The sequence below is a fragment of the Nocardia sp. NBC_00565 genome (assembly GCF_036345915.1).
GTDB lineage: Bacteria > Actinomycetota > Actinomycetes > Mycobacteriales > Mycobacteriaceae > Nocardia.
This window is the reverse complement of sequence record NZ_CP107785.1, coordinates 5,372,468-5,397,518: the sequence shown is the minus strand read 5'-3', so window position 1 is coordinate 5,397,518 and position 25,051 is coordinate 5,372,468. Positions and strand designations below refer to the sequence as shown.

Genomic DNA, 25,051 nt, shown 5'->3' with positions numbered 1-25,051 from the left:
ATTGCGAATACAAAGGTGCAGACTTCGCCAGAGCTAACCGCTATGGTCGAACATGCTTTCGATGTTGTAGCTAACGAAGGGGTGGGTTCGATTCATGAGCAGCAGTGGTAAGTCACTCGAGCAGCGTGTCCACGAGCTGGAACTCTGGCGCGATCACCAGATCACCCGCGATACTGTGACGGTGACGCAAATCCACGAGCAACTGGCCGCGCTGCATACCAGCGTGGACGACGTCCGTGTCAGCATCGGCGATTTGGATGGTCGATCGGTTGCGTCGCGGCTGATCTCGATGAGTGTCGACATCAACAACATGGCGTCTCGTCAAGACGTCATGGATGGTCGCCTGGATTCGATGGGTGGCCGCCTGGATTCGATGGATGGTCGCCTGGATTCGATGGGTGGCCGCCTGGGGTCGTTGGAGTCCGATGTCGGCACTCTGAAGTCGGACGTCGCTCAAATTCTGCAGATTTTGCGGAATCCCAACGGGAACAGGTAAATCGAGACATGAAAAGTCCGGCTCGGCCAGCAGGTCGAGCCGGACTTCGTAGTAGAAGCTTGCGTCAGAATTCCCAGTCTTCGTCTTCGGTGTTGACGGCCTTGCCGATGACGTAGCTGGAGCCCGAACCCGAGAAGAAGTCGTGGTTTTCGTCGGCGTTGGGGGAGAGGGCGGACAGGATGGCCGGGTTGACGTCGGTTTCGTCCTTGGGGAACAGCCCCTCGTAGCCGAGGTTCATCAGGGCCTTGTTGGCGTTGTAGCGCAGGAACTTCTTGACGTCCTCGGTGAGGCCGACCTCGTCGTAGAGGTCCTGGGTGTATTCGACCTCGTTGTCGTAGAGCTCGAAGAGCAGCTCGAAGGTGTAGTTCTTGAGGTCCTCGCGTTCGGCCTGGCCGAGCAGCTCCAGACCCTTCTGGTACTTGTAGCCGATGTAGTAGCCGTGCACCGCCTCGTCGCGGATGATCAGGCGGATCAGGTCGGCGGTGTTGGTGAGCTTGGCCCGCGAGGACCAGTACATCGGCAGGTAGAACCCGGAGTAGAACAGGAAGCTCTCCAGCAGTGTGGAGGCCACCTTGCGCTTGAGCGGATCGTCGCCGTGGTAGTACTCCAGCACGATCTCGGCCTTGCGCTGCAGATTGCGGTTCTCCTCCGACCAGCGGAACGCGTCATCGATCTCGCGGGTGGAGCACAGCGTGGAGAAGATCGAGCTGTAGCTCTTGGCGTGCACCGATTCCATGAACGCGATATTGGTGAGCACCGCCTCCTCGTGCGGCGTCAGGGCATCCGGGATCAGGCTCACCGCGCCGACGGTGCCCTGGATGGTGTCCAGCAGCGTCAGGCCGGTGAATACCCGCATGGTCAATTGCTTCTCGTCGGCGGTGAGGGTGTTCCACGATGGAATATCGTTGGACACCGGCACCTTCTCGGGCAGCCAGAAGTTGCCGGTCAGGCGGTCCCAGACCTCGGCATCCTTCTCGTCGGGCACCCGATTCCAGTTGATGGCCGACACCCGATCGATCAGTTTCATCCTGCCTCCACACCCTTCCCGAGCACGCTGCCGTCACGGAATTGCTACCCCTTCAACACTACTCCTTGGGGGTGACAAGTCCGTGCAGCACAACACCTTGTGTCGCAGCGGCGTCTGTCACGATGGCGCAGAAAGGCCGGTGACCACCGCGTGCGGCACCCATTGTGCGGCACGGAGTGTGAAATCCGCGCATCGATACCGGCGTGGTCATCGTGGTCGCCGACAGTTTGCCGGTCAACGGGTCGCGGGTCCGGTGCGGTGCGGACGCCGTGGTCTGCGCGCCGCAACCAGGATTGCTGTCGCCGCCGGATGAACTCTGTTGTCGGACCCGGCGACTGATGGACCTGGTCGGCCGCCCGGGGAGTGGGCGCAGCGTCACAGATTTGCTCGCGGATACCAGAACCCGGCAGTAGCATCAGTGCCACTGTGAGGGGGCTCGATGTCTGCACCCACCGATCCGGATATGACCGATCTGCTCGGCCGACTCTCGCGTGTACCGAGTGGTCGCCGGAGCAAATGGGTGGTGCTCGGCGTCTGGATCATCGCCCTGCTGGCACTGGGCGCCTTCGCTGGAAAGCTCACCGGCGCACAGAAGAACGACAATGTCACCTGGCTGCCCGACAGCGCCGAATCCACCCAGGCATTCAAGCTGGCCGAGAAATTCGGCAACAGTGACCAGGTTCCGGTGGTGCTGGTCTACGAGCGCAGCAGCGGGATCACCGAGGCCGACCGGCTCGCAGTGGGCGCGGCAGCCAAGCGGTTCCGGCAGATCGAACATGTGGTGGCGGACAAGTTGCTCGGCCCGATGTCGTCGCAGGATGGTCAGGCACTGGAAATTCTGGTGCCGATCTCGATGGGATCCGAAGGCTGGAGCCGCCTGACCGCGGTGGTTGGCGCCATCAACGACGCGGCGGGCGAGCGACCCGACGGGTTGTCCTATTACGCCACCGGACCGGCCGGGTACGCGGCCGAATTCGGTGAGGTGTTCGAGGGCATCGACGGTTTGCTGCTGTACTCGGCCGCCGCGGTCGTCATCGTCATCCTGCTGGCCACCTACGGTCCGATGCTGTGGGCGCTGCCGCTGATCACCGTCGGCTTCGCGCTGACGATTTCGCAGGCCGCGGTATTCGGCGCGACCAAGTTGGGATTGACGGTCAACGCGCAGAGTCAGGCCGTCCTGACGGTGCTGGTCTTCGGCGCGGGCACCGACTATGCGCTGCTGCTGGTGGCCCGCTATCGCGAGGAACTGCGCCGCCATCCCGATAAACACGAGGCGATGGCGGTCGCACTGCACCGGGCCGGGCCCGCCGTGCTGGCCAGTGGTTGCACCGTGATGGTCTCGATGCTGGCTCTGCTGGTGGCGGAGATGAATTCGACCAAGGGCATCGGCCCGGTGTGCGCAATCGGCATCGCGGTGGCACTGCTGGCGATGTTGACGCTGCTGCCCGCGCTGCTGGTGATCGTCGGCCGGTGGATCTTCTGGCCGCGCCATCCGAACTCCGGCACCGTCAACGAGACCGAGTCCGGTATCTGGGCGCGCATCGGATCCGCGATCGCCCGGCGGCCGCGCACGGTCTGGATCGGTACCACGCTGGCACTCGGTGCGCTGGCACTCGGCGTCACCGGGCTGGAGGCGAACGGGATCGCGAACAAGGACGCGTTCGTCGGCTCCTCGGCTGCGGTCACCGGAACCGAAGTGCTGCAACGACATTTCGAGGCGGGCACCGGTAACCCGGTAATGGTCGTCGCCTCCGCCGCGCGCGCCGACGCCGTCGCCACGGCGTTGGGATCGACACCCGGCATTACCGCGCCGTCGCGACCGATCATCACCGACGATCTGGTCTATCTGGAGGGCACCCTCTCGGATCCGCCGGACAGCCGCGCCGCCGACGCCACCATCGACCGGGTGCGCGCCGCCGTGCACGCGGCCGATCCCGAGTCCAAGGTCGGCGGCGAGACCGCCGTCATACTCGATATCAAACGTGCTGTGGCACATGACAATCGGGTGATCGTGCCGGTGGTGCTCGGCATCGTGATGGTGATCCTGATGGTGCTGCTGCGCGCGGTGCTCGCACCGATTCTGCTCACCGCGACCGTGGTGCTGTCCTATTTCGCGGCGCTCGGGCTGAGCCATTGGATTTTCGATCTGGCCGGATTCAAGGGCGCCGACGCGGGACTTCCGCTGCTGACGTTCGTCTTCCTGGTGGCGCTCGGCATCGACTACAACATCTTCCTGATGTCGCGGGTGCACGAGGAGGCCGAGAAACATCGCACCAAGGCCGGCGCGCTCATCGGCCTGGCCGCCACCGGCGGGGTGATCACCTCGGCCGGACTGGTGCTGGCAGGCACCTTCGCGGTGTTCGCGACCATGCCGGTGGTGACCTTCGCCGAAATGGGCATCGTCATCGCCGTCGGCGTGCTGCTCGATACCGTGATCGTGCGTTCGATCCTGGTCACCGCGCTGACGTTGGATGTCGGTGATCGGATCTGGTGGCCGAGCGCGTTGGCCCGGCCGCGTATTGCCGCGACTCCCGAACCGGAGATCAGTCTCAGCAAGTGACCCGCCGAGGTGATCCCTCGTTTCGGGCGTGTCGCGGGTTAGTTTGTGGCCGTTGATTACCGCGCGTTTCGGAAGGAGTGTGTGTTATGACCAGTCCCGGCACGACCAAGACCGGACCCGTGCTCAATGACATGACGATCTTCGCGGGCGTTCTGATCCTGATCACCGGTGTGCTACATCTGTTGGCGGCCATCGCTGCGATCGCGAAGCGAGACTTCTTCGTGTTGACCGAAGACCAGGTCTTCCAGGTGAACGTCTCGACGTGGGGATGGGTCCATCTGGTGATCGCGGTGCTGATCATCATCGCGGGCATCGGTATCGTGACCGGGCAGACCTGGGGATTTCTGGCCGGCATCATGATGGCCTCGATCAGCCTCGTGGACAACTTCCTGTTCGCGCCGATCTATCCGTTCTGGTCGCTGGTGATGATCGCCCTCGATGTGCTGATCATCTGGGCGCTGGCGCGGCAGATCGGTTCCGAATAGGTAAGTAGTGCAAGTGATTTCGTGTCGGCCCCCGATCCGTCCAGTATGGGTCGGGGGCCGAGTCGTCGGCTTACCTGGTGCGCGGCGGCGGGCCGCCCTGACCGCCCTGGCCGCCGGGGCCACCCTGGCCCGGCGGCGTCCCGGAGCCGTTGCCGGACTGGGTGTTCTGTGACTTCTCGGCGACGCCGATGGGGATAGATACGACCATGCCCGAGGTCGGAGTGCCTGCGACGGCGGCCATTTCGGCGTCCCACCCGTCGCCGAAGACATTGTCGGAGGACAGCGAAATCTGGGACAGGTTGGTGATGCTCTGCGCGTATCCGGAGTCGGCGGCGTAGACGGTGTCGCAGACGTCTTGCGGCAGCGCGATCTGTGAGGTGAGTCGCGCGTTCTGCCCGGCGACCGCGGTGCTCAGCGAGTCGTAGACCTCGAAGTGGATATGCGGCCAGCGGCCGGAGTAACAGGCCGGGAAGATCGAGGTGAAGGTGACCTCGCCATTGGCGTTGGCGACCTGGACGCCGCGCAAATAGTTCTGGTCGGTGATGCCATTGCCGTAGAGCGAGTATTCGCCCGAGCGGTCGCAGTGCCATACGTAGACGGCCATACCCTCGGCCGCCGCGCCGTTCTTCGCCAGATCGCGCAGCGTGAGTCGCAGTGTCATCGGAACACCCTGTGCGACACCGGAATACGAACCGAAGCTGGTCGTGATATCGGAGCGGACCACCCCGGATTCGATCAGCACATTCGGGCCGTTGGAGCCGTCGCCCGGGTAGGGGCCCGCGGTCTCCTGCGGTGCCGCGGTGACACTGCCGGTCTGCGAGGTGGTGGTCTGTGCGGCAGCTGCGCTGGTGGTGGTCGTGCTGGTGGTGGTCGCCGACGAGCAGCCCGCCGCGACGGTGGCCGCTCCCGCCGCGCCGAAGAAGAACAGGGCGTGGCGGCGTGACATCACCTTCAGGTCGTGGGCGAGGCCGAGATCGTGCTCGTGTACCTCGCGGTGCGCGGGGTGTGCACTCACTGCGTTGTCCTTCCGTTGTCGGGATTGCTTGTCCACGGTGACGTTATGGACGGGTGCTAGGGACGGTGTTGGGCCCAGCTGTGCGTGGGCTGTGAGTGGTGCGGATGGATGCCGATCCGGAGCCGACAAGCGTGATCGGGTCAGCGCATATCCAGTGTGCCGATTTATCGATCGGCCATTACCGGCGGCTGGCGCGGCGGTAGCCGATGGTGGCGGGGATGGCGAACAGCAGAATGGCGGCCAGGGACCAGACGAGGGTGAGGGTCAGGGGCCGGGCCAGGGGACCGGTGTCGGACAGCGCGCGCATGGTGTCCACGGCTACCGACATGGGCTGGTTGCGCACGACCGGTTGGATCCATGCCGGGTAGGCGATCAGGGGAACGAAACCGGTACTGAAGAACATCATCAGAGAGGTGACGATGGTGATGCCCTCTACCAGAGCCGCCTTCGCGGTGAAGACGGCTACCGCGGTGACGATGGTGGCAAAGGCCAAGCCGAAAAGTACTGGAATGAAAAGGAATACGATCGCATACAGCAGTCCCTGGTGAAAGCGGAACCCCAATAGCATGCCGACGATCAGCACGGTGATGGTGCCCAGCAGGATTCGGCAACCTTCCGCGATGATGCGCGAGGCGAGTCCGGAGGCACGGTGCACCGGCAGGACCCAGAAGCGGGCGAGCAGGCCCGCGTCGCGTTCGCGGCCGAGCAGGACGCCGCTGGCGACGGCACCGGAGAGAGCGCCGACTATGGCGACCATGGGGACCGAGCCGTAGAGGGCGTTATCGCCGGTGAACTTCTCGATCTGGCCGCCGACCACGATGTTGAGCATCAGTAGCAGCAGACAGGGGACGAGCAGCGTTTCGAGCAGGGTGATCGGGTTACGGGCCCAGCGCAACAGCAAGCGCTGGGTCTGAATCGCGGTATGCCGCATCAGCGCCGACGGTGCGGTCTCCGAACCGGTGTGGGCGGTCGTCGATAGCATCATCACGCCTTCCTCGAGCTCAGCCGGATGGCGGACGGAACGCACAGGGCGAGGATCGCGGCGGCCCACAGCAGCGGCGGCCCCATCAGTGACCAGCTCACCGTGCCCGCATTGCCCAACGTGTCACCCGCCAGCGCACGCAGCCCGATGACGAACTGCGATACCGGCTGATTGCGCACGAACGGCTCCACCCAGTCCGGAAACTGGCGTGCCGGTGCGAGACCCGTCGAGAGCATGCCGAAGATCAGCGGCGGCAGTATCAAGGCCTGGCTCGTCGCCTCCGGGCTCTTCGCGAGGGTGCCGATCACATCCGCGCCCAGCGTGAAACCGATGCCGATGAGCAGTGAGAACAAGAGGAACCCGACGGTGTGCAGAGCATCCAATCGGAAGCGGAACCCGATTACGTATCCGCAGACGATGGCCGCGATCAGCGAGATCACCAGCCGAAAGATATTGCCGGACATGCGTGCCGCGGCCGGCACGAGCGGATTCATCGGCATGGCCCCGAACCTGCGGTTGATCCCCGCCACCGCATCGGAGGCCGAGCGGAAGGCCGCGGCGATCGCGGTGAATGCGGCGGCCTGCAGGACCACGATCGGCATCATGAACTGGGCGTAGCTGCTGAAACCGGTACCGGAGAACATCATCACCGTTCTCAACGGGAGGTAGAAGCTCGCCGTGAAGGCGACGGGTGCCAGCACAGCTCCGAGCACCTCGCCGGTCTTCACCGATGGCACGATCAACCGCGTCGTCAGCACCCACCACTGCTGCACCGTGGCCGGGGTCGCGCGGGCCTGGGTGAACCAGGTCGTGGCCGTCACGGAATTGCCTTCGCATCAGCGGTTTCGGCATCACCGGAGGCGAGATGGCCGGTCAGCTGAAGGAATACATCATCCAGCGACGGACGGCGCAAGGCGATATCGACGAGTTCGACCCCCGCGCTGTCCAATCGGCGCAGGGCTTCGGCCAGTGTCTTGGCACCGTCCGGTGCCGGAATGGTGACGCGATCCGAATCGGGCGTCAGGGTGGCCCGATTCTCCTCGGGCAATAGCGAACCGAGTGCTGCCATGATCACCGCCAGATCCTTCAGGTCGAGTGGCACCACCTCGCAGTAGCTGCCACCGGTGCGGGATTTCAGTTCGTCCGCGGTACCCGAGGCGATGACCACGCCGTGATCGATCACAATGATCCGATCGCTGAGCGCATCCGCCTCCTCTAGATACTGCGACGTCAACAGGGTGGTGATGCCGGACTTCTTGAAGTTCTCCACCAGATCCCAAACCCCTTGGCGGCTACGGGGATCCAGTCCGGTCGTCGGCTCGTCGAGGAACACCACATCCGGGCGCACCACCAGACCGCACGCGATATCGATGCGCCGCCGCATACCGCCCGAATAGGTGCCGACCCGGCGACCCGCGGCCCGGTCCAGATCGAATTCGCCGATGAGCTCGTCGGCGCGGACGCGGGCCGCGTTCTTGCGCAGACCCATCAGCCTGCCGAACATGACGAGATTCTCGTAGCCGCTGAGCATATCGTCGAGTGCGGCATACTGCCCGGTCAACATGATGATTTTGCGCACCGCCGCCGGATCGGCGACGACATCGTGTCCCGCGACCAGCGCCCGCCCCCGATCCGGGGCGACGAGCGTCGAGAGAATATTCACCATCGTGGTCTTGCCCGCGCCGTTCGGTCCGAGGATGCCGAGCACCGCTCCGGGCGCCGCCTCGAAGTCCACGCCGCGCAAGGCGTGTACCGCGCCGAAGGACTTCTCGATGCCCTCGACGACTACTCCGTGATCGGAATTCATTGCTGGTCTCCTGCTGTCAGGTGGTCGTCGAGCACCGGCGTGATGACCGAGAGTGCGTACGGCGAGGTCAGTTCGTTGTGGGTGACCTCGACGTCGTGATTGACGATCCGGCCGGTGACGTAGGGCCGCCAGCCGTCGGGCCCCACGATGTCGGGGCTATCGACGGTGGCACTGAAATAGAGCACGTCCCCGTCGTAGACCGGACGTCGATATCCGGTGCGGGTACGCGCGGCGGCGTTGTAGGAACTGGCCATGCGCTCGATGGTCTCGGCATCGATGAGGTCGACACCGCCGAGCCGGGCCTTGATGAGATCGGCCGCTTCCTGGGCGGTCGCCTCGGCGGGTACATCATCGATGCCGACAACCGAGCCGAAGGTATTGACGAACGCGCCGGCGGAGAGCCTTTCGATGCTGTCGCCGTCGATATCGGCGGTATCGGTGTCCAACAGCGCGACGACGCCGACGGATTCGCCCGCCGCCTTCAGTTTCGCCGCCATCGCGTGCACGATGAGGCCGCCGAAGGACCAGCCGAGCAGGTGATACGGCCCGGTCGGCTGGACCGCGCGGATTTCGCGTATGTACCGATCAGCGAACTCCTCGATGGAGCGCGCCGACGGTTCGCGGCCACTGAGATCCGGCGCCTGCAACCCGTAGATCGGACGCCCCGGCCGCAGCCGCTCCGCGAACCCCAGGTAGCTCCACGACATTCCGGAGGAGGAGTGGATGCAGAACAGGGCGGGATCGGTGCCGCCGCGCCGGATCGGCAGGAGTACGTCGATACCGAGTCCGGAGGGCGCGGCGGCCGTTTCGCGTGCCGCCGCCTGTGCGGCCAGGGCCGCGGTTTCGTCGGCCGCGGCGCGCTGTGCCGCCGGGGTCCGCGCGAAATGGGCTGCCGCGCCGAGCGCTTCGGCCCACAGGTCCGCCAGCTCGGTCACCTCGGCGCGGTTCAACAGGGTTTCGGGGAAGCCGATGCTCGCGTGCATCCGATCGTCGATGACGACGGCGTGCACGTCGATCGCGGCCATGACCGGTACCTGTGGATGCTCGTCGGCACGCAGGTCGCCGAATTCACCGGTGGGCAACCAGCCGAGCCCTTCGAGTCCGGCCGGGGTGTCGACGGCCGAGTGCCTGCCCAGGTAGTTGACGACGATCTGGGCCGGCAGGCGTGCCGGAAGTTGGTCCGTGGTAGCGGGGTTGAGGTAGCGCAGCAGCCCGAACCCGATGCCCTTGTCGGGCACCGCGAGCAGCTGATGTTTGACCGCCCGGATCGCCGCGCCCATCGCCGCACCGCCCGCGCAGGCGTCGTCGGTATCGATGCCGGCCAGATCCACCCGCACCGGATAGAGATTGGTGAACCAGCCCAGCGTGCGACCCAGATCCGCACCCGGAATCACTTCCTCTTGTCTGCCGTGGCCCTCCAAGCGCAGCAGGGCCGTCCGCTCGTCCACATTCCGGCGTGCGCGCCACCGCACCAGCGCCAAGCCCAGCGTGGCGAACAAGATATCGGTGACAGCGCCGTGCAGCTGCCGCGGCAGGGTGGTGAGCAGCGCGGTGGTGACCTCTGCGGAGACCTCGAGTTCGACCGTCCGGAGCGTATGTGCCTGATCGATCGACGGATCGAGCTCGCGGGGGCCGATCAGCGGATCGGGACCTTCGATCACGCCGTGCCAGTAGTCGAGTTCGGCGATCCGGCGGTTGGTGTGCGCCTCCTCGGTGAGGGCGTGCGACCAACGACGCATCGAAGTGCCGGTCTCGGCCAGCACCGGGGTGTTGCCGACCGACACCTGCGCCCAGGCGGCGATCAAGTCCTGCACCAGGATTCGCCACGACACGCTGTCGATGGCGAGATGATGCGCCACCACGATCAGGCGGCCCGATCGCGTTCTGGCTCCGGCGTCGCCGATCGGGTCCAGCCAGACACACTGCAGCACAGTGGCATTCGCCGGGTCGAGCCGGTTCATCGCGGAATCCAATTCGGTGACGGCGTATTCGCGCAGGTCGACCGAGTCGGCGGCGGCATCGAATTCGATGCGGTGCACCAGTGCGTCGACCTCGACCGACCCGGGTTCCTCGACCCGCAGGTGCCAGCCGTCTTCGGCCTGCCACAGTCGGGAGCGCAGCATGTCGTGCCGGTCGACCGCGGCGGCGAGGGTGGCGACGAGCTGGTCGCGCTCGATGCCGACCGGAAGTTCCAGTACGGCGGTCTGCGCGAAGCGCTTGAAGTCGCCGCCGCGCTCGATCATGTAGCGCACGATCGGGGTGAGCGGCAGGTCGCCGACACCGCCGCCGGGCAGCTCCGCCAGCCGCACCACCGCGCCGGCGGCGTCGACGGCGGCGGCCAGTGCGGCCACGGTGCGGTGCTCGAAGACCTGCAGTGGCGTGCAGTGGATGCCGCGCAGTTTCGCGCGGGAGACGAGTTGGATCGCGAGGATGCTGTCGCCGCCGAGTGCGAAGAACGAATCGTCGACGCCGACCTTGTCGCGGTCGAGCAGTTCGGCGTAGAAATGCGCCAGGATCTCCTCGGTCGGTGTTTCGGGGGCGCGGTATTCGGTCTCCTCGATGACGAATACCGGTTCCGGTAATGCTCTTCGATCGAGCTTGCCGACGGCGTTGAGCGGGATGGCGTCCATGACCACGAAGGCGGCGGGCACCATATACGCGGGCAAGGTATCGGCGGCGACCGCACGCACGCGCGCGATATCGAGTTCGACACCCGGTTTGCGGACGAGATAGGCCGCCAGCGCGGTCGATCCGGTCGGGCCGGGCACGCCGAGTGTCACGGCGAAGTCGACGCCGTCGGCGCGGCCGAGCACCGCGTCGATCTCACCGAGTTCGATGCGCTGACCGCGCACCTTGACCTGGAAGTCGGTGCGGCCGATGTACTCCAGCTCCAGGGCCGGTCCGGCGGTGCGGGTCCAACGCACCAGGTCGCCCGTGCGGTACATGAGTTCGCCGGGACCGCCGAAGGGGTTGGCGATGAAACGCGCGGCGGTCAGGCTCGGCCGGGCGTGATAGCCACGAGCCAGCGCGGGGCCCGCGAGGTACAGCTCGCCCGCCACGCCGATGGGTACCGGCCGCAGTCGGTCGTCGAGGACCAGCGCGGCCGCGCCGCGAATGGGTGCTCCGATGGTTACCGGTGCGCCCGCGACCAACGGGGCCGAACCCGTTATCCAGATGGTGAGTTCGGTCGGGCCGTACAGGTTCACCATCGTCCGGTCGACGCACCAGCGCTCGACCAGTTCGGCGCCGACTGCCTCGCCCCCTACCGCGAGCATGCGCACGCTCGACACCTCGGCCGGATCGATGGTGGCCAAGGCCGACGGGGTGATGATCATGTGCGTGACCTGTTCGGCGGCGATCAGTTCGGCGAGTGCGCTACCGCCGAAGACCTCCGGCGGTGCGACCACCGCCGCGCCGCCGGACCCGAACGCCATCAGCGCCTCGAAGATCGATGCGTCGAAACTCGGTGAGGCGACCTGCAATACCCGGGAGTTCTCGTCCAGGCCGAGAGATTCTCGTTGTGCCGCAACGAGATCGGCGATACCGCGATGGGAGACGGAGACGCCCTTGGGAGTTCCGGTCGAACCCGAGGTGTAGATCATCCAGGCGGGGTTGTCCAGGTGGACCGTGGTCGGCGGCAGCACTGCGTCACCGGCTTGTCGACCTTCGGTTTCGGGGTCGTCCAGGACCAGCCATTCGGTGCTGTCGGGCAGCAATGGCCGATAGGCGGCCAGTGTGAGGCCGACTTGTGCACCGGAATCGGTGAGCATGTGATCGATCCGGTCCACCGGATGCTTCGGATCGACCGGCAGGAATGCGGCCCCGGCCTTCACGGCCGCCCACATGCCGGTGAGCAGCTCAGCGGAGCGGGGGAGACCCAGTGCCACTACGGTTTCCGTGCCGATACCGGCCGCCAGCAAGAGTCGAGCCAGACGGTTCGAGCGGGCATCGAGCTCACGGTAGGTGGTGGTCTGTCCATTGGCGATCAGCGCTGGGCGGTCCGGGTACGACGCAGCGGAGGCGGCGAGCACTTCGGCGAACGCTATGGTCCCCGTGGTCTCCGGACCGCGCACCGGAACCAGTTGCGCGCGTTCGGAGTCGTCGAGGATATCGATATCGGCGAGCCGTACATCGATATCGGAGACGATCGTGGCGAGCACGCGACGCCACCGCGCGGCGAAAATGGCCACCGTGGACGCGTCGAAAAGGTCGGTCGCATAGGTCAATACGCCCTCGACGCCGTCCGGACCGGCTGCCGAGAACCGTTCGCGCAGGTCGAGCGTCAAGTCGAATGCCGAGGCGCCGCGATCGAAATCTTCGACCTCGAAACGCAATCCGGGCAGCTCCAGGACCGGTTCGACGAAGTTCTGCAGTGACAGCGACACCTGGAAGATCGGGTGGTGCGCGGTCGATCTGGTCGGATCGAGCACCTGGACGAGCCGTTCGAACGGCACGTCGGTATTCGCGAAGGCGTCCAGATCCGCCGACCGCACCGCGGCGAGGAACTGCCGGAATCCGGTCCCCGTATCCACCGGGGTGCGCAGCGCCAAGGTATTGACGAACATGCCGACGAGTTCATCGAGCGCCTCTTCGCCACGCCCCGCGACCGGCGTACCGATCACGACGTCATCGGTGCCGCCGAGCCGGGCCAGCAGCACCGCGAGTGCGGCGTGCACCACCATGAACACGCTGACATTGTTCGCGGCCGCGAATTCGACGATGGCGCTGTGCAGTTGCCCGTCGATGGTGAAATCGACATCGGCGCTGCGCATCGACTGCACGGCGGGCCGAGGCCGATCCGAGGGCAGTTCCAGGACATCCGGCGCACCGGTGAGGGTGTCGGTCCAATACCGGATCTGCCCTGCCGCCATCGATTCCGGATCGGACTCGCTGCCGAGCAGTTCGCGGTGCCAGAGCGCGAAATCGGCGTACTGCACGGCGAGCGGCACTCTGGTGGTATCGGCCCCGCTGGCCCGTTCCGAGTACGCGGCGACCAGATCGGCGGCCAGCGGTGCCATCGACGCTCCGTCGGCGCTGATGTGGTGTACCACGAGCACGACGATGTGCACCGCGCGCGACTCGGTGGACGGCACCACGGGTGCCTCGACCACCAGTGGGCCGGAGGACACCGGTGGGACGTCCGCCGAAGCGCTCGACGCGACCGGCGATGCGCCGACAGTGGGGCGGGACGACACCGGTACCGGTCCCATGCCGTCGGCGCCGGTACCGTCGTCGATGCGGTACAAGCCGACGCGCAGCGGTGGTTCCTGGGTGATGTCGAACCCGGTTCCCGCCAAGTCGTTGATCCGACCCCGCAGTGTCGCACCGTCTTCGACATCGATCACACGCAACTCGGGCGCGGCTGTCGCGGTGCCGACCACGACCTGACGTGGCCCTTCGGCATCGGTGGGGTAGATGGTGCGCAGGCTTTCGTGCCGCTCGACCACATCCGCGAGCGCGCGGCGCATGGCCGCCACATCGAGGTCACCGGTGAGTCGCAATGCCACCGCGATGTTGTAGGCGGGCGAAGTCGGATCCAGCCGATTGAGCACCCACATGCGCTGCTGGGCCGGGGACAACGGAATTCGGTCCGGCCGGATCCGCGGTGCCAGGGCGAACCGGCCGGGCTTGCCGTCGGTGGCCGGGATGACTCGCGCCGACAACTGCGCGACGGTGGGCGCGTCGAACAGATCGCGCAGGGCGATGGTCGAGCCGAGGGCGGAATTGATTCGGGCGATAACCTTGGTGGCGCTGAGCGAGTTGCCGCCGAGTTCGAAGAACGACTGGTCGACGCTCACCCTTTGGTTGCCGAGCACGTCGCCGAAGACATCGGCAACGGCCTGCTCGACCGGTGTCCGCGGCGCGAGATACGGCCGCTGCGTCACCGAGAAGTCCGGCACCGGAAGGGCTTTCCGGTCCAGCTTGCCGACCGGTGTCAGCGGTATGTCGTCCAGCACGACGATATAGCCGGGCACCATATAGCCCGGCAGCTCGTTCGCCACCTGAACCCGCAGTCGTTCGGTATCCAGATCGATGCCCTCGGCGGGCAGGACATACGACACCAGCACGGTCGCCCCCGCCGGCCCCGCGCGGCCGATGGTCACCGCGTATTCGACCTGCTCGTCGCGCGAGAGCACGGCATCGATCTCACCGAGTTCGATGCGCAGACCGCGAATCTTGACCTGGAAGTCGCTGCGGCCCAGGTACTCCAGCTCGAGTGCGTCCGAACTCGTCCCGGCGACCCAGCGGACCATGTCACCGGTGCGGTACATCCGCTCACCCGGCGTGCCGTACGGATTGGCGATGAACCGGCTCGCGGTCATCTCGAACCGATTGAAATAGCCACGCGCGAGCGCCGGACCGGCCAGGTAGAGCTCACCGGCGATGCCAACGGGCACCGGGCGCAGCCAGGTATCGAGCACCAGGTTCGCCGCACCGCGGATCGGCCCGCCGATCGAGACCGGTTCGCCGGGGAGAAGTTCGGCCGGGCCGGTCGCCCAGATACTGAATTCGGTCGGGCCGTACAGGTTCAGCATCCGCCGCCCGACGGCCCAGCGCTCGATCAACTCGGGTGTCGCGGCCTCGCCCGCGACCGAGAGCACGCGCAGGTCGGGCAGGTCATTGGGTTCCATGGTGGCCAGCGCCGAGGGGGTGATCACCGCATGGGTGACCCGCTCGGTACGCAGCAAGCGTTCGAGATCGCTGCCGCCGTAGACATCCGGCGGCGACACCACGAGCCGCCCGCCGGCCGAATGCGCCATCAGCAGCTCGAAGACCGAGGCGTCGAAACTCGGTGAGGCGACCTGCAATGCGCTGGCGGTCGGATCGAGTACGAGTGTCTCGCGTTGTGCGGTGGTCAGATTCGCGATACCGCGATGGCTCAGCAGTACCGCCTTCGGCTTACCGGTCGAGCCCGAGGTGTAGATCAGATAGGCCGTCTGGTCGATATCGATCGGGCCGCCGCGGTCCTCGTCGGTGATGGGCGCGTCGGAGACGAGCATGACCCGGCGAATCGTGTTGAGGTCGTCCAGCAGCAGCCAGTCGACGGTGCCGGGCAGGGTCTCACCGGTCTCGGTCACGGTCACACCGATCGGTGCCTTCGAATCGGTGAGCATATGCTCGATCCGCTCGACCGGGTAGCTCGGATCCAGCGGTGCGAAGGCCGCACCGGTCTTGGCCAGCGCCCATACCGCGATCACCGATTCCAGCGATCGGGTGAGCGCGAGCACCACGAAGATCTCCGGGCCGACGCCACGACTCAGCAGCACCCTGGCGAAGCGGTTGGACCAGGCGTCGAGCTCGCCGTAGCTCATCGTGAGATCACCCGAGGTGACCGCGATCGCATCGGGATCGATGTGCGCGCCCGCCGAGAGGATCTCCGGAAGTGTCCGCATGGGTACCGATTCGGTGCCGCGGACCGGCAGCAATGCGGCGAGCTCGGCGTTGTCGCAGTACTGCAGCTGCGAGACCAGGGCGTTCGGATTGTCGGCGAGTTGGGTCAGCAGCCGGACGAAGCGGTCCAGCAGTGGCTGTGCCGCAGTGGGATCCAGCTGGTCGGCCATGAACTTCAACGTGATGCGCAGGGTGTCGTGGCCGTCCGCACCGCGCAGCGGAATGACCATGAGGTTCAACGGGTATGGCGTCGCATCCGTGCCCTCCACATCGAGCACACGCATGCCCGCGATATCGAGCGCCTGCGAAAGTGCCTCTCGGTCAATGGGATAGGACTCGAACACCGTCAATGTGTCGAAGAGTTCGGCGAGACCGACGGCGCGGTGGATCGCGGCCAGCCCGACATGCTGGTGATCCATCAGCCGCGCCTGCTCGGCCTGGACGCGGCCCAGCAGGTCGGCGACCTTCTCCGACGGATCGAGCTGGACCCGCACCGGGAGCGTGTTGATGAAAAGGCCGACCATCTCTTCGACACCGGGCAGTTCCGGCGGCCTGCCGGAGACCGTGCCGCCGAACACCACATCGTTGCGGCCGGTGATCATGGCGAGCAACATGGCCCAGCCCGCCTGCACCATGGTGTTCACCGTCGCCCCCGATTCACGGGCGGTGGCTTCGAGCCGATCGACTGTTTCGCGGGTCAGATCGCGCGAGATCATCCCGGTCTCGGTCGATTCGATTCCGGCCAGTGTCGGGACCGCGCGCGTCGGCGAATCCACGCCCGCCAGCGATTGCGCCCAGGCCGCGAGCGACGCGTCATTGTCCTGTTCGTCGAGCCAGGACAGGAATTCCCGATACGAATGCGCGGGCGGCAGTACGGACGTATCGCCCGACATGACGTAGAGCGTCAGCAGTTCACGCACCAGCAGCGGCGTCGACCAGCCGTCCAGCACGAGATGATGATTGGTCATAACCAGCCGGTAGGTATCGGTGGCGGTCCGAATCAGCGTGAAGCGGATCAGCGGTGGGCGCGCGAGTTCGAATCGGGTGCGCGCGTCGAGGGCGATCAGCCGGTCCAGTTCACGGTCGCGTTCGGCGGGGTCGGCGATATCGGTGAGATCCACATCGTGCCAGCGGATTTCGGCGTCGGCGAGGACGAGTTGGCGCGGGCCGTCGTCGGTCTCGACGAAGGCGACGCGCAGGTTCTCGTGCCGTTGCAGCAAAGCCTGTGCGGCGCTGCGCAATCGGGCGGCATCGACGGTGCCCGCCAGCGTGAGCAGCGATTGCACGGTATAGCCGTCGGCGGTGTCGGAGTCGTAGAGCGCGTGGAAGAGCAGGCCGTACTGCAGTGGCGAGAGCGGCCACACGTCGGCGAGATTCGGGTAGGCGCGCTCCCAGCTGTCGATCTGGTGTTGCGGCACCGGGACGAGTTCGAAGTCGGACGGGGTGCGCCCACCCGCGCCCGGCGAGGTGGCGTGTGCGGCAAGGGCACGCAAAGCCTGCGACCACAGTTCGGCGAGTTCGCGCACGTCCGCTTCGTCGAGCAGGCGCGCGGCGTAGGCCCACGTGACCTCCAACCCGGCATCGGTGAGCACCGCGTTGATATCGACGGCGGCGGCCATCGGCGCATCGTCATTGTGTGTCGCCGCGAAGCGCTGCGGCAGCCAGGGACCGTCCTGGCCGCCGGTGAGCGCGCGGCCCAGATAGTTGAAGCTGAACTGCGGTGTCGGCGTAACCGCCAGTGCGGCAGCGGTATCCGGATTCTGATAGCGCAGCATGCCGTAGCCGATACCCTTGTCCGGCACCGACCGCAGCTGTTCCTTGATCGCCTTGATCGCGGCCCCCGCCGCCATGCCACCGGCGAACGCGTCGTCGAGATCGATGCCGGTCACATCGATGGCCACCGGGTACACGCTGGTGAACCAGCCGACCGTGCGGGCGATATCGGCGCCGGGCAGGATCGTCTCGGAGCGGCCGTGGCTTTCCAGGGTGAGCAGTGCGGAGGTCCGGTCACGCCAGCGGCTCACCGCCATCGCGAGCCCGGCGAGCAGCACATCGTCGGCGCCGCAATGGAATTGGTCCGGCAGGGTGGCGAGCACGGTATTCGCGATATCCGGTGCCACGGTGGAGTGGCACTGACCCATGGTAGCGACGACGTCGACCGCCGGATCCAGCACCGCGGAGCCGATAACAGGATCCGGAGTCGCCAGGATCTGTTGCCAGAGTGGCAGTTGCGCGGCCCGTTCGGCGGCCTGCCCGGCCTGACCGTGCGCCCATCGTCGGAACGAGGTGCCGACCGGTGCCAGATCACCGCCCGACGCGGCGATCGCCAAGTCCGGCAGCAGGATTCGCCAGGAGATGCCATCGGTGACCAGATGGTGCAGTACGAGCCAGCACATCGGTGCGGAGTCCGCCTGCTCGATCAGGACGAAGCGCGCGACGACGCCCGCCTCGGGATCGAGCAGATCCGCCGCGCGCTGCAACTCGCGCTCGCGGGTGCGGTCCAGGTCCGGCCCGGCCGCCACGACCTCGATCAACGCATCGGCATCGACCGAACCACGCTCGGCGACAACCCATTCCCAGCCGTGCTCGGTGCGCCGCAGCGTGGAACGCAGCACATCGTGATGGTCGATGAGCGCTTGTACCGCCGGGCGGAGCTGATCCCATCGGAATTCGGCGGGCAGTCCGATCAAGACGGCCTGGCTGAACCGGCCCCAAGTCGGCCCCTGCTCCAGCATCGCGTGCACGATCGGCGTCAGCTCCACAGTCCCGATTCCGCCGCCGGGCAGTTCGGTCACCGTCTGCGCGCTCACATCGGTCGCGATCGCCGCCAGCGCGGCAACGGTCTTGCGCTCGAACACATCTCGCGCGCTGAAACCGATCCCGGCGGCCTTGGCGCGCGATACCAGCTGGATGGAGACGATGCTGTCGCCGCCGAGCGCGAAGAAGCTCTCGTCGACCCCGACCGTCTCGAGTCCGAGCACCTCGGCGAACAAGGCGGCCAGCGCCGTTTCGCGCGGTGTGGACGGTGCGCGGCTCGCGACGGCGCGGACACGGAAATCCGGTGTGGGCAAGGCCCTGCGGTCCACCTTGCCGAGCGGTGTCAGCGGAATGCTGTCCAACACCATGATCACCGAGGGGACCATGTACGCCGGAAGTGTCTCCCCGGCAGCGGCTTTCAACGCCTCCGGATGAATCTCGGTGCCTGGCTTGCCCAATACGTATGCCACCAATGCGGTGGCACCGGTCGCCGTCTCGGCGCCGATGGTGAGCGCGAAGTCGACGTCCGGGTGTCGTTGCAGGGCGGCATCGATCTCGCCGAGTTCGATGCGGAATCCGCGCACCTTGACCTGGAAGTCGCTGCGGCCCTGGTACTCCAGTTCGTCGCGTGCGGTCCAGCGCACGAGATCCCCGGTGCGATACATCCGCTCGCCCGGCGCATACGGGTTGGCGACGAATCGGCTGGCGGTCAGTCCGTTGCGCTGGTGATACCCACGCGCCACCCCGAGTCCCGCCAGGTACAGCTCCCCGACGGCTCCTCGGGCGACCGGCCGCAACCACGGATCGAGGACCACCGCGCTGACGCCGCGGGTGAGGCCGCCGATCGTGACCGGTCCGCCCGGGACCAAAGGCCCGCTGAGGGTCACGGTGATCGTGGTTTCGGTGGGCCCGTAGCCGTTCAGCAGCGTCCGGCCGGACCAGGTGGCCACCAGTTCCGGCGGGCACGCGTCGCCGCCGACGACGATTGTGCGCAGCTCCGGCAGCGTCGCCGGATCCAGCGATCCGACTACCGTCGGTGTGACATTGAGATGAGTGACGCGATGTGCGCGCAGCACTTCGGCCATCTCCTCGCCCGCATAGGCCGACGGCGGCACCACGGCCAGCGTCGCACCCGCCGCCAGGGTGACCAAGATTTCCTCGACCGAGATATCGAAGCTCGGTGAGACCGCGTGCGCCACAACAGAATCAGCGTCGACACCGAATCCGGCACCCGAGCCGGTGACCAGGTTCGCGAGCCCGCGGTGCGATACCAGGACGCCCTTGGGCAGTCCCGTCGAGCCGGAGGTGTAGATGATGTAGGCGATCTGATCGACATGCACCGGCGCACGGCGTTCGGCATCGGTGACCGCCGCCGAGTCCTGCGCGGCCAGCGCGCCGCCGGTCGCGTCATCGTCCAGAATCAGCCAATTCACCTGGTCCGGCAACGACTTTCGCGCCTCGCGCACTGTGACACCGGCGACGACACCGCTGTCGCCGACCATATGCTCGATCCGGTCGGCGGGATAGGTCGGGTCGATGGGGACGAAAGCCGCACCGGACTTCGCCACCGCGAGCGTCGCGAGGACAGACTCGGCCGAGCGTGGAATCGAAATCGCCACGGTACGTTCGGGTCCCGCACCGGCGGCGATCAGCACCCGGGCCAGACGGTTCGAATATTCGTCGACCTGGCGGTAAGTCATCGAGGTATCGCCGGACCGCAGCGCCACCGCGTCCGGATCCAGTGCCGCACCGGCCGCGATGATTTCGGGAAGTGTGCGCGCGCCGACTCCCTCGGGTCCGCGCGCGGGCACCAACTGGTCCCATTCCTGCTCGGATACCACCTGCACGGCGGACAGCGGCGCATCCGGACCCGCGGCGAGGAACCGGTGCAGGAACATCAGGAAGCGGGCGTGGTGCGCCGCCAATTCGGCTTCGCTGTACAGATTTCCATTGCCCTGCAGGTCGATGTGGGTGCTCTCGCCGCCGACGCCCGGATACAGGTTGACGAACAGATCATCGATCAGTCCGGAGGTCAGCACATGCAGTCGTCCGGTGACCGAGCCGAGCTGAATCCTGGTGTCCACCATCATCAAATTGACGGCCGGACCGAAGGATGCGGCCTCGTCCATCGCCCAGCCGAGATCGCGGACGATATCCTCCTGCCGGTACCGCTGCCTGCGCAATGCCCCGGTCAGTTCGCCCTGCGCGGCCCGGATCACCGAGCCGACGGTGGTGGTCGGCGTCAAGGTGAGCCGCAGCGGAACGACATTGGCGACCATGCCGCCGGAGCGGCGCAGCGACGCGGTCGTGCGCGCCGAAACCGGCAGGCTCAGCACGACCTCGGACGCGCCGGTCATCGCGGCGAGATAAGCGCCGAAGGCGGCGACGATGGTCGGCGCGGCACCGGAGTTGGCCGCCTTCGCCACCGAGTCGAGCAATTCGGCCGTCGCCGCGGGCAGCGCGCCCGAGATCCGGCTCGGATGCGCGTCGACATCGGCCTCGCGACCCGCCAGATTGACCGGGTCGGCCATACCCGCGAGATGGTCGCGCCAGTACTCCCGGTCGGCATCGAAACGGTCGGAGCTGCGATAGGCCAGATCTGCGTCGACGATCTTCGCCAGCGGCTCGGCCTTGGCGGCGGGCGCCTCCCGACCCTCGACGGCCGCGTTGTACAGCTCACCGGTGCGCTGTACCAGGGCCAGTGCGCCCATCCCGTCCAGCACGATGTGGTGCATGCGCGAGTACCAGAACCAGCGGTCCTCGGCGATCCGCAGCATGGCCACCGCGACCAGCCGGTCGCGCATCAGATCCAGGGGGGCGGAGTACTCCGCCCGCATCCACGCGTGTGCGGCCGCCTCGGGATCGGGCCGGTCACGCAAGTCGATGGTGACGAGTTCGTCGTGGATCGTGGTATCGACGAATTGGTACGGCTGACCATCGACATCGAGCAGCCGGATGTACCCGGTGCCGAATTCGCGCCCGGTCCGGCGCGCGGCGTCGGCGAGGGTGTCCAGATCGAGCGCGCCGACCAGTTCGACGTACTGCGCGATCGAGATGGGGGTGTCGCCCGCGATGTGCTGGGCGAACCAGATACCGCGCTGGGCCGCCGACAACGGGAACGCGTCATGGGGCGTAATGGTGTCCGTCCTGGCATTCGAGTTGGCTGACTGATGCATATGCAGACCTGCGTTCTGACGTCTGGCGCGGTGGTGCACCGCTGGTCCCGACCGTCGCGTAGCTACCGGGGGTGGTAGTACTCGCCGCCGTACCGCCAGCGACTTCCCTCTCGGTCGCTGTCAGCACGCGGCAAGTTCATTTTGGACCGATGCCGAGCGCACCGATGGCGTATTCACAACACTGCGCGCCCGAACTTTGCAGGTTCGGGCGCGCCGTTGCGATGGAATGAATTCCTGGTCAGGCCGACTTCAGCGCCGGACGGCGGTCAGCATCGGTGATCGGGGCGTCCGAGCTGACCAGGTAGCGCTGCAGTGTTGAACGGTCGTCCAGGATCAGCCAGTCGATAGCGTCGCTGAGTTCGGGGCGGCGCGCCTTTGTGGTGATGCCGAGCGCCGCGCCAGGTGCGGCGGCCTCATCATCGGCCAGCACGGCCGGGCTGCCGCCGAGCTTCACGACGGCGGATGCGGCGACAGTGGCTTCGATCTGCGGTTCGATGGCCATGGCGATCCGGGTGTTCGCGGACGCGCCGCGGGCCAGCAGCAGGCGGGCCAGCCGATTGGCCCAGCGATCCAGTTCCACATTGGCGAGAGCTCCGGAGTTGCTGGACGCCACGACCGCGTTCCGATCGAGCGCGGCCGCGGTCCGCAGGCGCGGCTGCATCTGGATGACGTTGTCGGCGGGCGATTCGACCAGTGTGCTCATTGTGCTGTCCCCTCGAAGGTTCGTCTGAGGTGCTCTCTCGGTACGTCTTCTAATCTCGTCTTCGAGAGGGGATTTCGACAGCAACCCAAGCGCTGGTCAAAGCACCCCGAAGGGTGAACGAATCCTTACCCCAGGGTGTGCGCCGTATAAGGGGGGAAATACGTGACCGCGACGGAGCGAGTCTTACGAGACCCTAGGGTGTGCGCCGCAAAAGGGGGATACGCGACCACAACGGAGCGAGTCTTACGAGCGACCGTTCGCGGCCCGTCTCGCGTCCGAGCAGTCGAAGCGCATGCGCCGCAGGCGCGAGTCTCGACTGCTCGGACGCGAGACATCCGGGGGCCGCGAACACGCCGCGCCGGAGGCGCGGCCAAAGATACAGCTAGTCGGTGACGTAGCCGTTCAGGCTGTTGCGCAGGTCGGCGAGCAGGGCGCGGGCCGCGGTGAGGCCGTCACCGTGCCAGACGGTGTCCTCGACCGCGAAGACGCGCTTATCGGCGGCGGCGCCCAGGTCCAGCCACGCATCGCTGTGCAGCACCTTCTTGCCGCGCTCCTCGCCCGCTTCGCCGGCGAAGATCACGTAGATGATGTCGCCCTCGACCTTGATCAGATCCGGTTCGGTCACCTCGAAGGAGGTGCCGCGCTGTGCGGTGGGGCGCTGTACGCCCGCGTCGGCGAGGATCTGGCCCGCGAAGCTGTCGCTGCCCTGGACCTGGTCCTTGTCGGCGGTGAACCGGAGCACCGAGGCCTGGCTCTGGCTGGCGGCCAAGGTATTTCCGGTGTCGCGCGCCTCGGTGCGGTAGTTCTCCAGGGCGGTGGCCGCGGCATTGCTTCGGCCCAGACCCGCTGCGAGCGTCCTGAATTCGGCCTGCCAGCCGCTGGCGGGATCGGCAAGCACGGTGGGCGCGATGGCTTGCAGCGCGGCGAAACCGGCTGCGCCGCTGGAGTTGTCGCCGATGATCAGGTCGGGATGCAGGCCGGCGATCTGCCCGAAATCGGGCTGCGCCGCGGAACCGACCGCGGGAATCTTCAGCACGCCATAGCCGAGATAGACGGGCTGCGGGCGCGGTCCATCGATGGGGACCGCGCCGACGACACGTTCCCACAGGCCGACCGCACAGGCCGCGTCCAGTGCCGAGGTGGACAGTACGACGATGCGCTGCGGATCGGCGGGTACCTCGGAGGTGCCTGCGGCGTGGGTAACCGTGCGGGTCTTGCCGTTCGACGGATCGGGTGCGCTCGGCAGCGGGCAGGCATGTGCGGTGTCGCGCTCCAGCCCGACCACGCCCGCGCCCGCGATATTCGTCGTGGTGCGCACGATCGAGCTGGCATCGTCGTTTCGACTGCAGCCGGCGACCACCAGCGCGGCGCAGAGCAGGGCGACCGCGGTACGCCCGTGCCGGACCGCGCGATTCCAGGCGGTGCCGTATCGGGGGAAGTCTGTGCGCTTTCGAGCGACCTGCAAGCAGTCGCTAGCGGCGCTGTTTCGGGTGCGTACAAGGGCGCTCACCGGCATGCGGGTGAGGGTACCGCGTGCGCGCCGCGCCGGGACGCGAGGCCACCGGGCCGTATGCGTCGCGCCCGGTCAGCGGGTCGCGACCGCGCGGAATCGCCCTATCGGACAGGTGATTCCGCGCGGTCCGCGGCTCACTTCGCGTCACCGCCGATGCTGAAGCGCGCGCCGGTGGGATCAGCGACCTGCGCCATGCGCCCGTAAGGGGTGTCCATCGGCGGGGACATCACGGTGCCGCCCAGCTCCACTACCTTCGCGGCCGCGACGTCGACGTCCTCCGCCCCGAAATACACGGTCCATCCGGCCGGAACGCCCTCGGGCAGGAAGGCGGAGGCGTCCATGACACCACCGAGCATCGGGGTGGTGGCGTGGATGGTGGTGTAGCGGAACTCCGGGCTGTCAGAGATCGTGGAGGTGTCGCTCCAGCCGAAGACGTCGTGGTAGAAGGCGAGCGAACCCGCATAGTCGCGGGTGTGCAGTTCGAACCAGGAGGGGCTGCCCACGTGGTCGCTCCACTTGCCGCCCGAGACGATGCCCATCGTCTCGAAACCGCCGAAGGCGCCCGCCTGCCAGACGCCGATCCCCGCGCCGCCGACATCACCGAGTACGGCCATCGCGCCGAGATCGCCCACGTCCATCGGCGCTACGACGACCGCGCCGCCGTGTGCGACGGCCGCATCGGCGGTGGCCTTGGCGTCGGGGGAGGCGAGGTACACGGTCCACTGATCGGGTCCTTCGACGCCGTCGGCCAGTTTGCCCATGCCGCCCGCGACGGCCTTGCCGTCCTTGCGGAAGGTGATGTAGCCGCCGAACTCCTCGCCCGCGCGGTCGGCGGTCCAGCCGAACAGCTGGCCGTAGAAGGCGATGGCCCGATCGGGATCGGAGGTGTAGATGTCGATCCAACAGGGATCGCCGGTCTTCGGTGCGGTCATGAGTGGTCTCCTTGCCATCGTGGAACATTGTCCGAGAGGTGGAACACTGTCACCGGTAGAGACGCCGGTCGCTGGGAAAAGTCATCGCCGGTCAACGAAATACGACACAGAGTAGGACCCGTGCGGATGGCTGCGGCAGCACGGTTTACGATCTCAGGAGCGCAAGCGAACTCCTCGTCTGCTCCCGGTAGTGGTGCGGATGTGAG

12 protein-coding genes are annotated in these 25,051 nt (G+C 66.7%); 3 read left to right on the top strand and 9 right to left on the bottom strand.

What is annotated here, in order from left to right; translation table 11 throughout:
• Positions 1–94 precede the first annotated feature (94 nt).
• Complete coding sequence (locus OG874_RS25225; RefSeq protein WP_330249616.1) at positions 95–496, top strand: hypothetical protein; 402 nt, start codon at positions 95–97, stop codon at positions 494–496.
• Between the two features lie 64 nt (positions 497–560).
• Here OG874_RS25225 and nrdF read toward each other — a convergent pair whose 3' ends face one another.
• Positions 561–1,523, bottom strand: a complete 963-nt coding sequence (nrdF, locus tag OG874_RS25220) for a class 1b ribonucleoside-diphosphate reductase subunit beta (protein WP_330249615.1) — start codon at positions 1,521–1,523, stop codon at positions 561–563.
• A 439-nt stretch (positions 1,524–1,962) separates the two neighbouring features.
• Here nrdF and OG874_RS25215 point away from each other — a divergent pair, with 439 nt between their 5' ends.
• Complete coding sequence (locus OG874_RS25215) at positions 1,963–4,083, top strand: MMPL family transporter (protein ID WP_330249614.1); 2,121 nt, start codon at positions 1,963–1,965, stop codon at positions 4,081–4,083.
• A gap of 86 nt (positions 4,084–4,169) precedes the next feature.
• Positions 4,170–4,568: a DUF7144 family membrane protein gene (locus OG874_RS25210; protein ID WP_330249613.1), complete on the top strand. Its 399-nt coding sequence runs from the start codon at positions 4,170–4,172 to the stop codon at positions 4,566–4,568.
• A 70-nt stretch (positions 4,569–4,638) separates the two neighbouring features.
• Here OG874_RS25210 and OG874_RS25205 read toward each other — a convergent pair whose 3' ends face one another.
• The 8 genes from OG874_RS25205 to OG874_RS25170 all read right to left on the bottom strand — a co-directional run bounded on the left by OG874_RS25205 (position 4,639) and on the right by OG874_RS25170 (position 24,845).
• Positions 4,639–5,514: a dioxygenase gene (locus OG874_RS25205; protein WP_330257404.1), complete on the bottom strand. Its 876-nt coding sequence runs from the start codon at positions 5,512–5,514 to the stop codon at positions 4,639–4,641.
• A gap of 247 nt (positions 5,515–5,761) precedes the next feature.
• The gene (locus OG874_RS25200) at positions 5,762–6,568 is read right to left on the bottom strand and encodes an ABC transporter permease (protein ID WP_330249612.1); all 807 of its coding nucleotides are present in this window, start codon (positions 6,566–6,568) and stop codon (positions 5,762–5,764) included.
• Positions 6,568–7,386 carry an antibiotic transporter gene (locus OG874_RS25195; RefSeq protein WP_330249611.1) on the bottom strand — a complete coding sequence of 273 codons (819 nt, stop codon included), beginning with the start codon at positions 7,384–7,386 and terminating at the stop codon, positions 6,568–6,570. Before OG874_RS25195 ends, OG874_RS25200 begins: the two co-directional genes overlap by 1 nt.
• Positions 7,383–8,372, bottom strand: a complete 990-nt coding sequence (locus OG874_RS25190) for an ATP-binding cassette domain-containing protein (protein WP_330249610.1) — start codon at positions 8,370–8,372, stop codon at positions 7,383–7,385. Before OG874_RS25190 ends, OG874_RS25195 begins: the two co-directional genes overlap by 4 nt.
• Complete coding sequence (locus OG874_RS25185) at positions 8,369–21,697, bottom strand: amino acid adenylation domain-containing protein (protein WP_330249609.1); 13,329 nt, start codon at positions 21,695–21,697, stop codon at positions 8,369–8,371. The genes OG874_RS25190 and OG874_RS25185 overlap by 4 nt, the downstream gene beginning before the upstream one ends.
• A gap of 238 nt (positions 21,698–21,935) precedes the next feature.
• On the bottom strand, positions 21,936–22,400 hold the full coding sequence (locus OG874_RS25180) for a hypothetical protein (RefSeq protein WP_330249608.1): 465 nt from the start codon (positions 22,398–22,400) through the stop codon (positions 21,936–21,938).
• A gap of 382 nt (positions 22,401–22,782) precedes the next feature.
• Positions 22,783–23,916 (bottom strand): iron-siderophore ABC transporter substrate-binding protein, encoded by a 1,134-nt coding sequence (locus OG874_RS25175; RefSeq protein ID WP_330249607.1) that lies wholly within the window; start codon positions 23,914–23,916, stop codon positions 22,783–22,785.
• A gap of 131 nt (positions 23,917–24,047) precedes the next feature.
• On the bottom strand, positions 24,048–24,845 hold the full coding sequence (locus tag OG874_RS25170; RefSeq protein WP_330249606.1) for a VOC family protein: 798 nt from the start codon (positions 24,843–24,845) through the stop codon (positions 24,048–24,050).
• Positions 24,846–25,051: the final 206 nt, after the last annotated feature.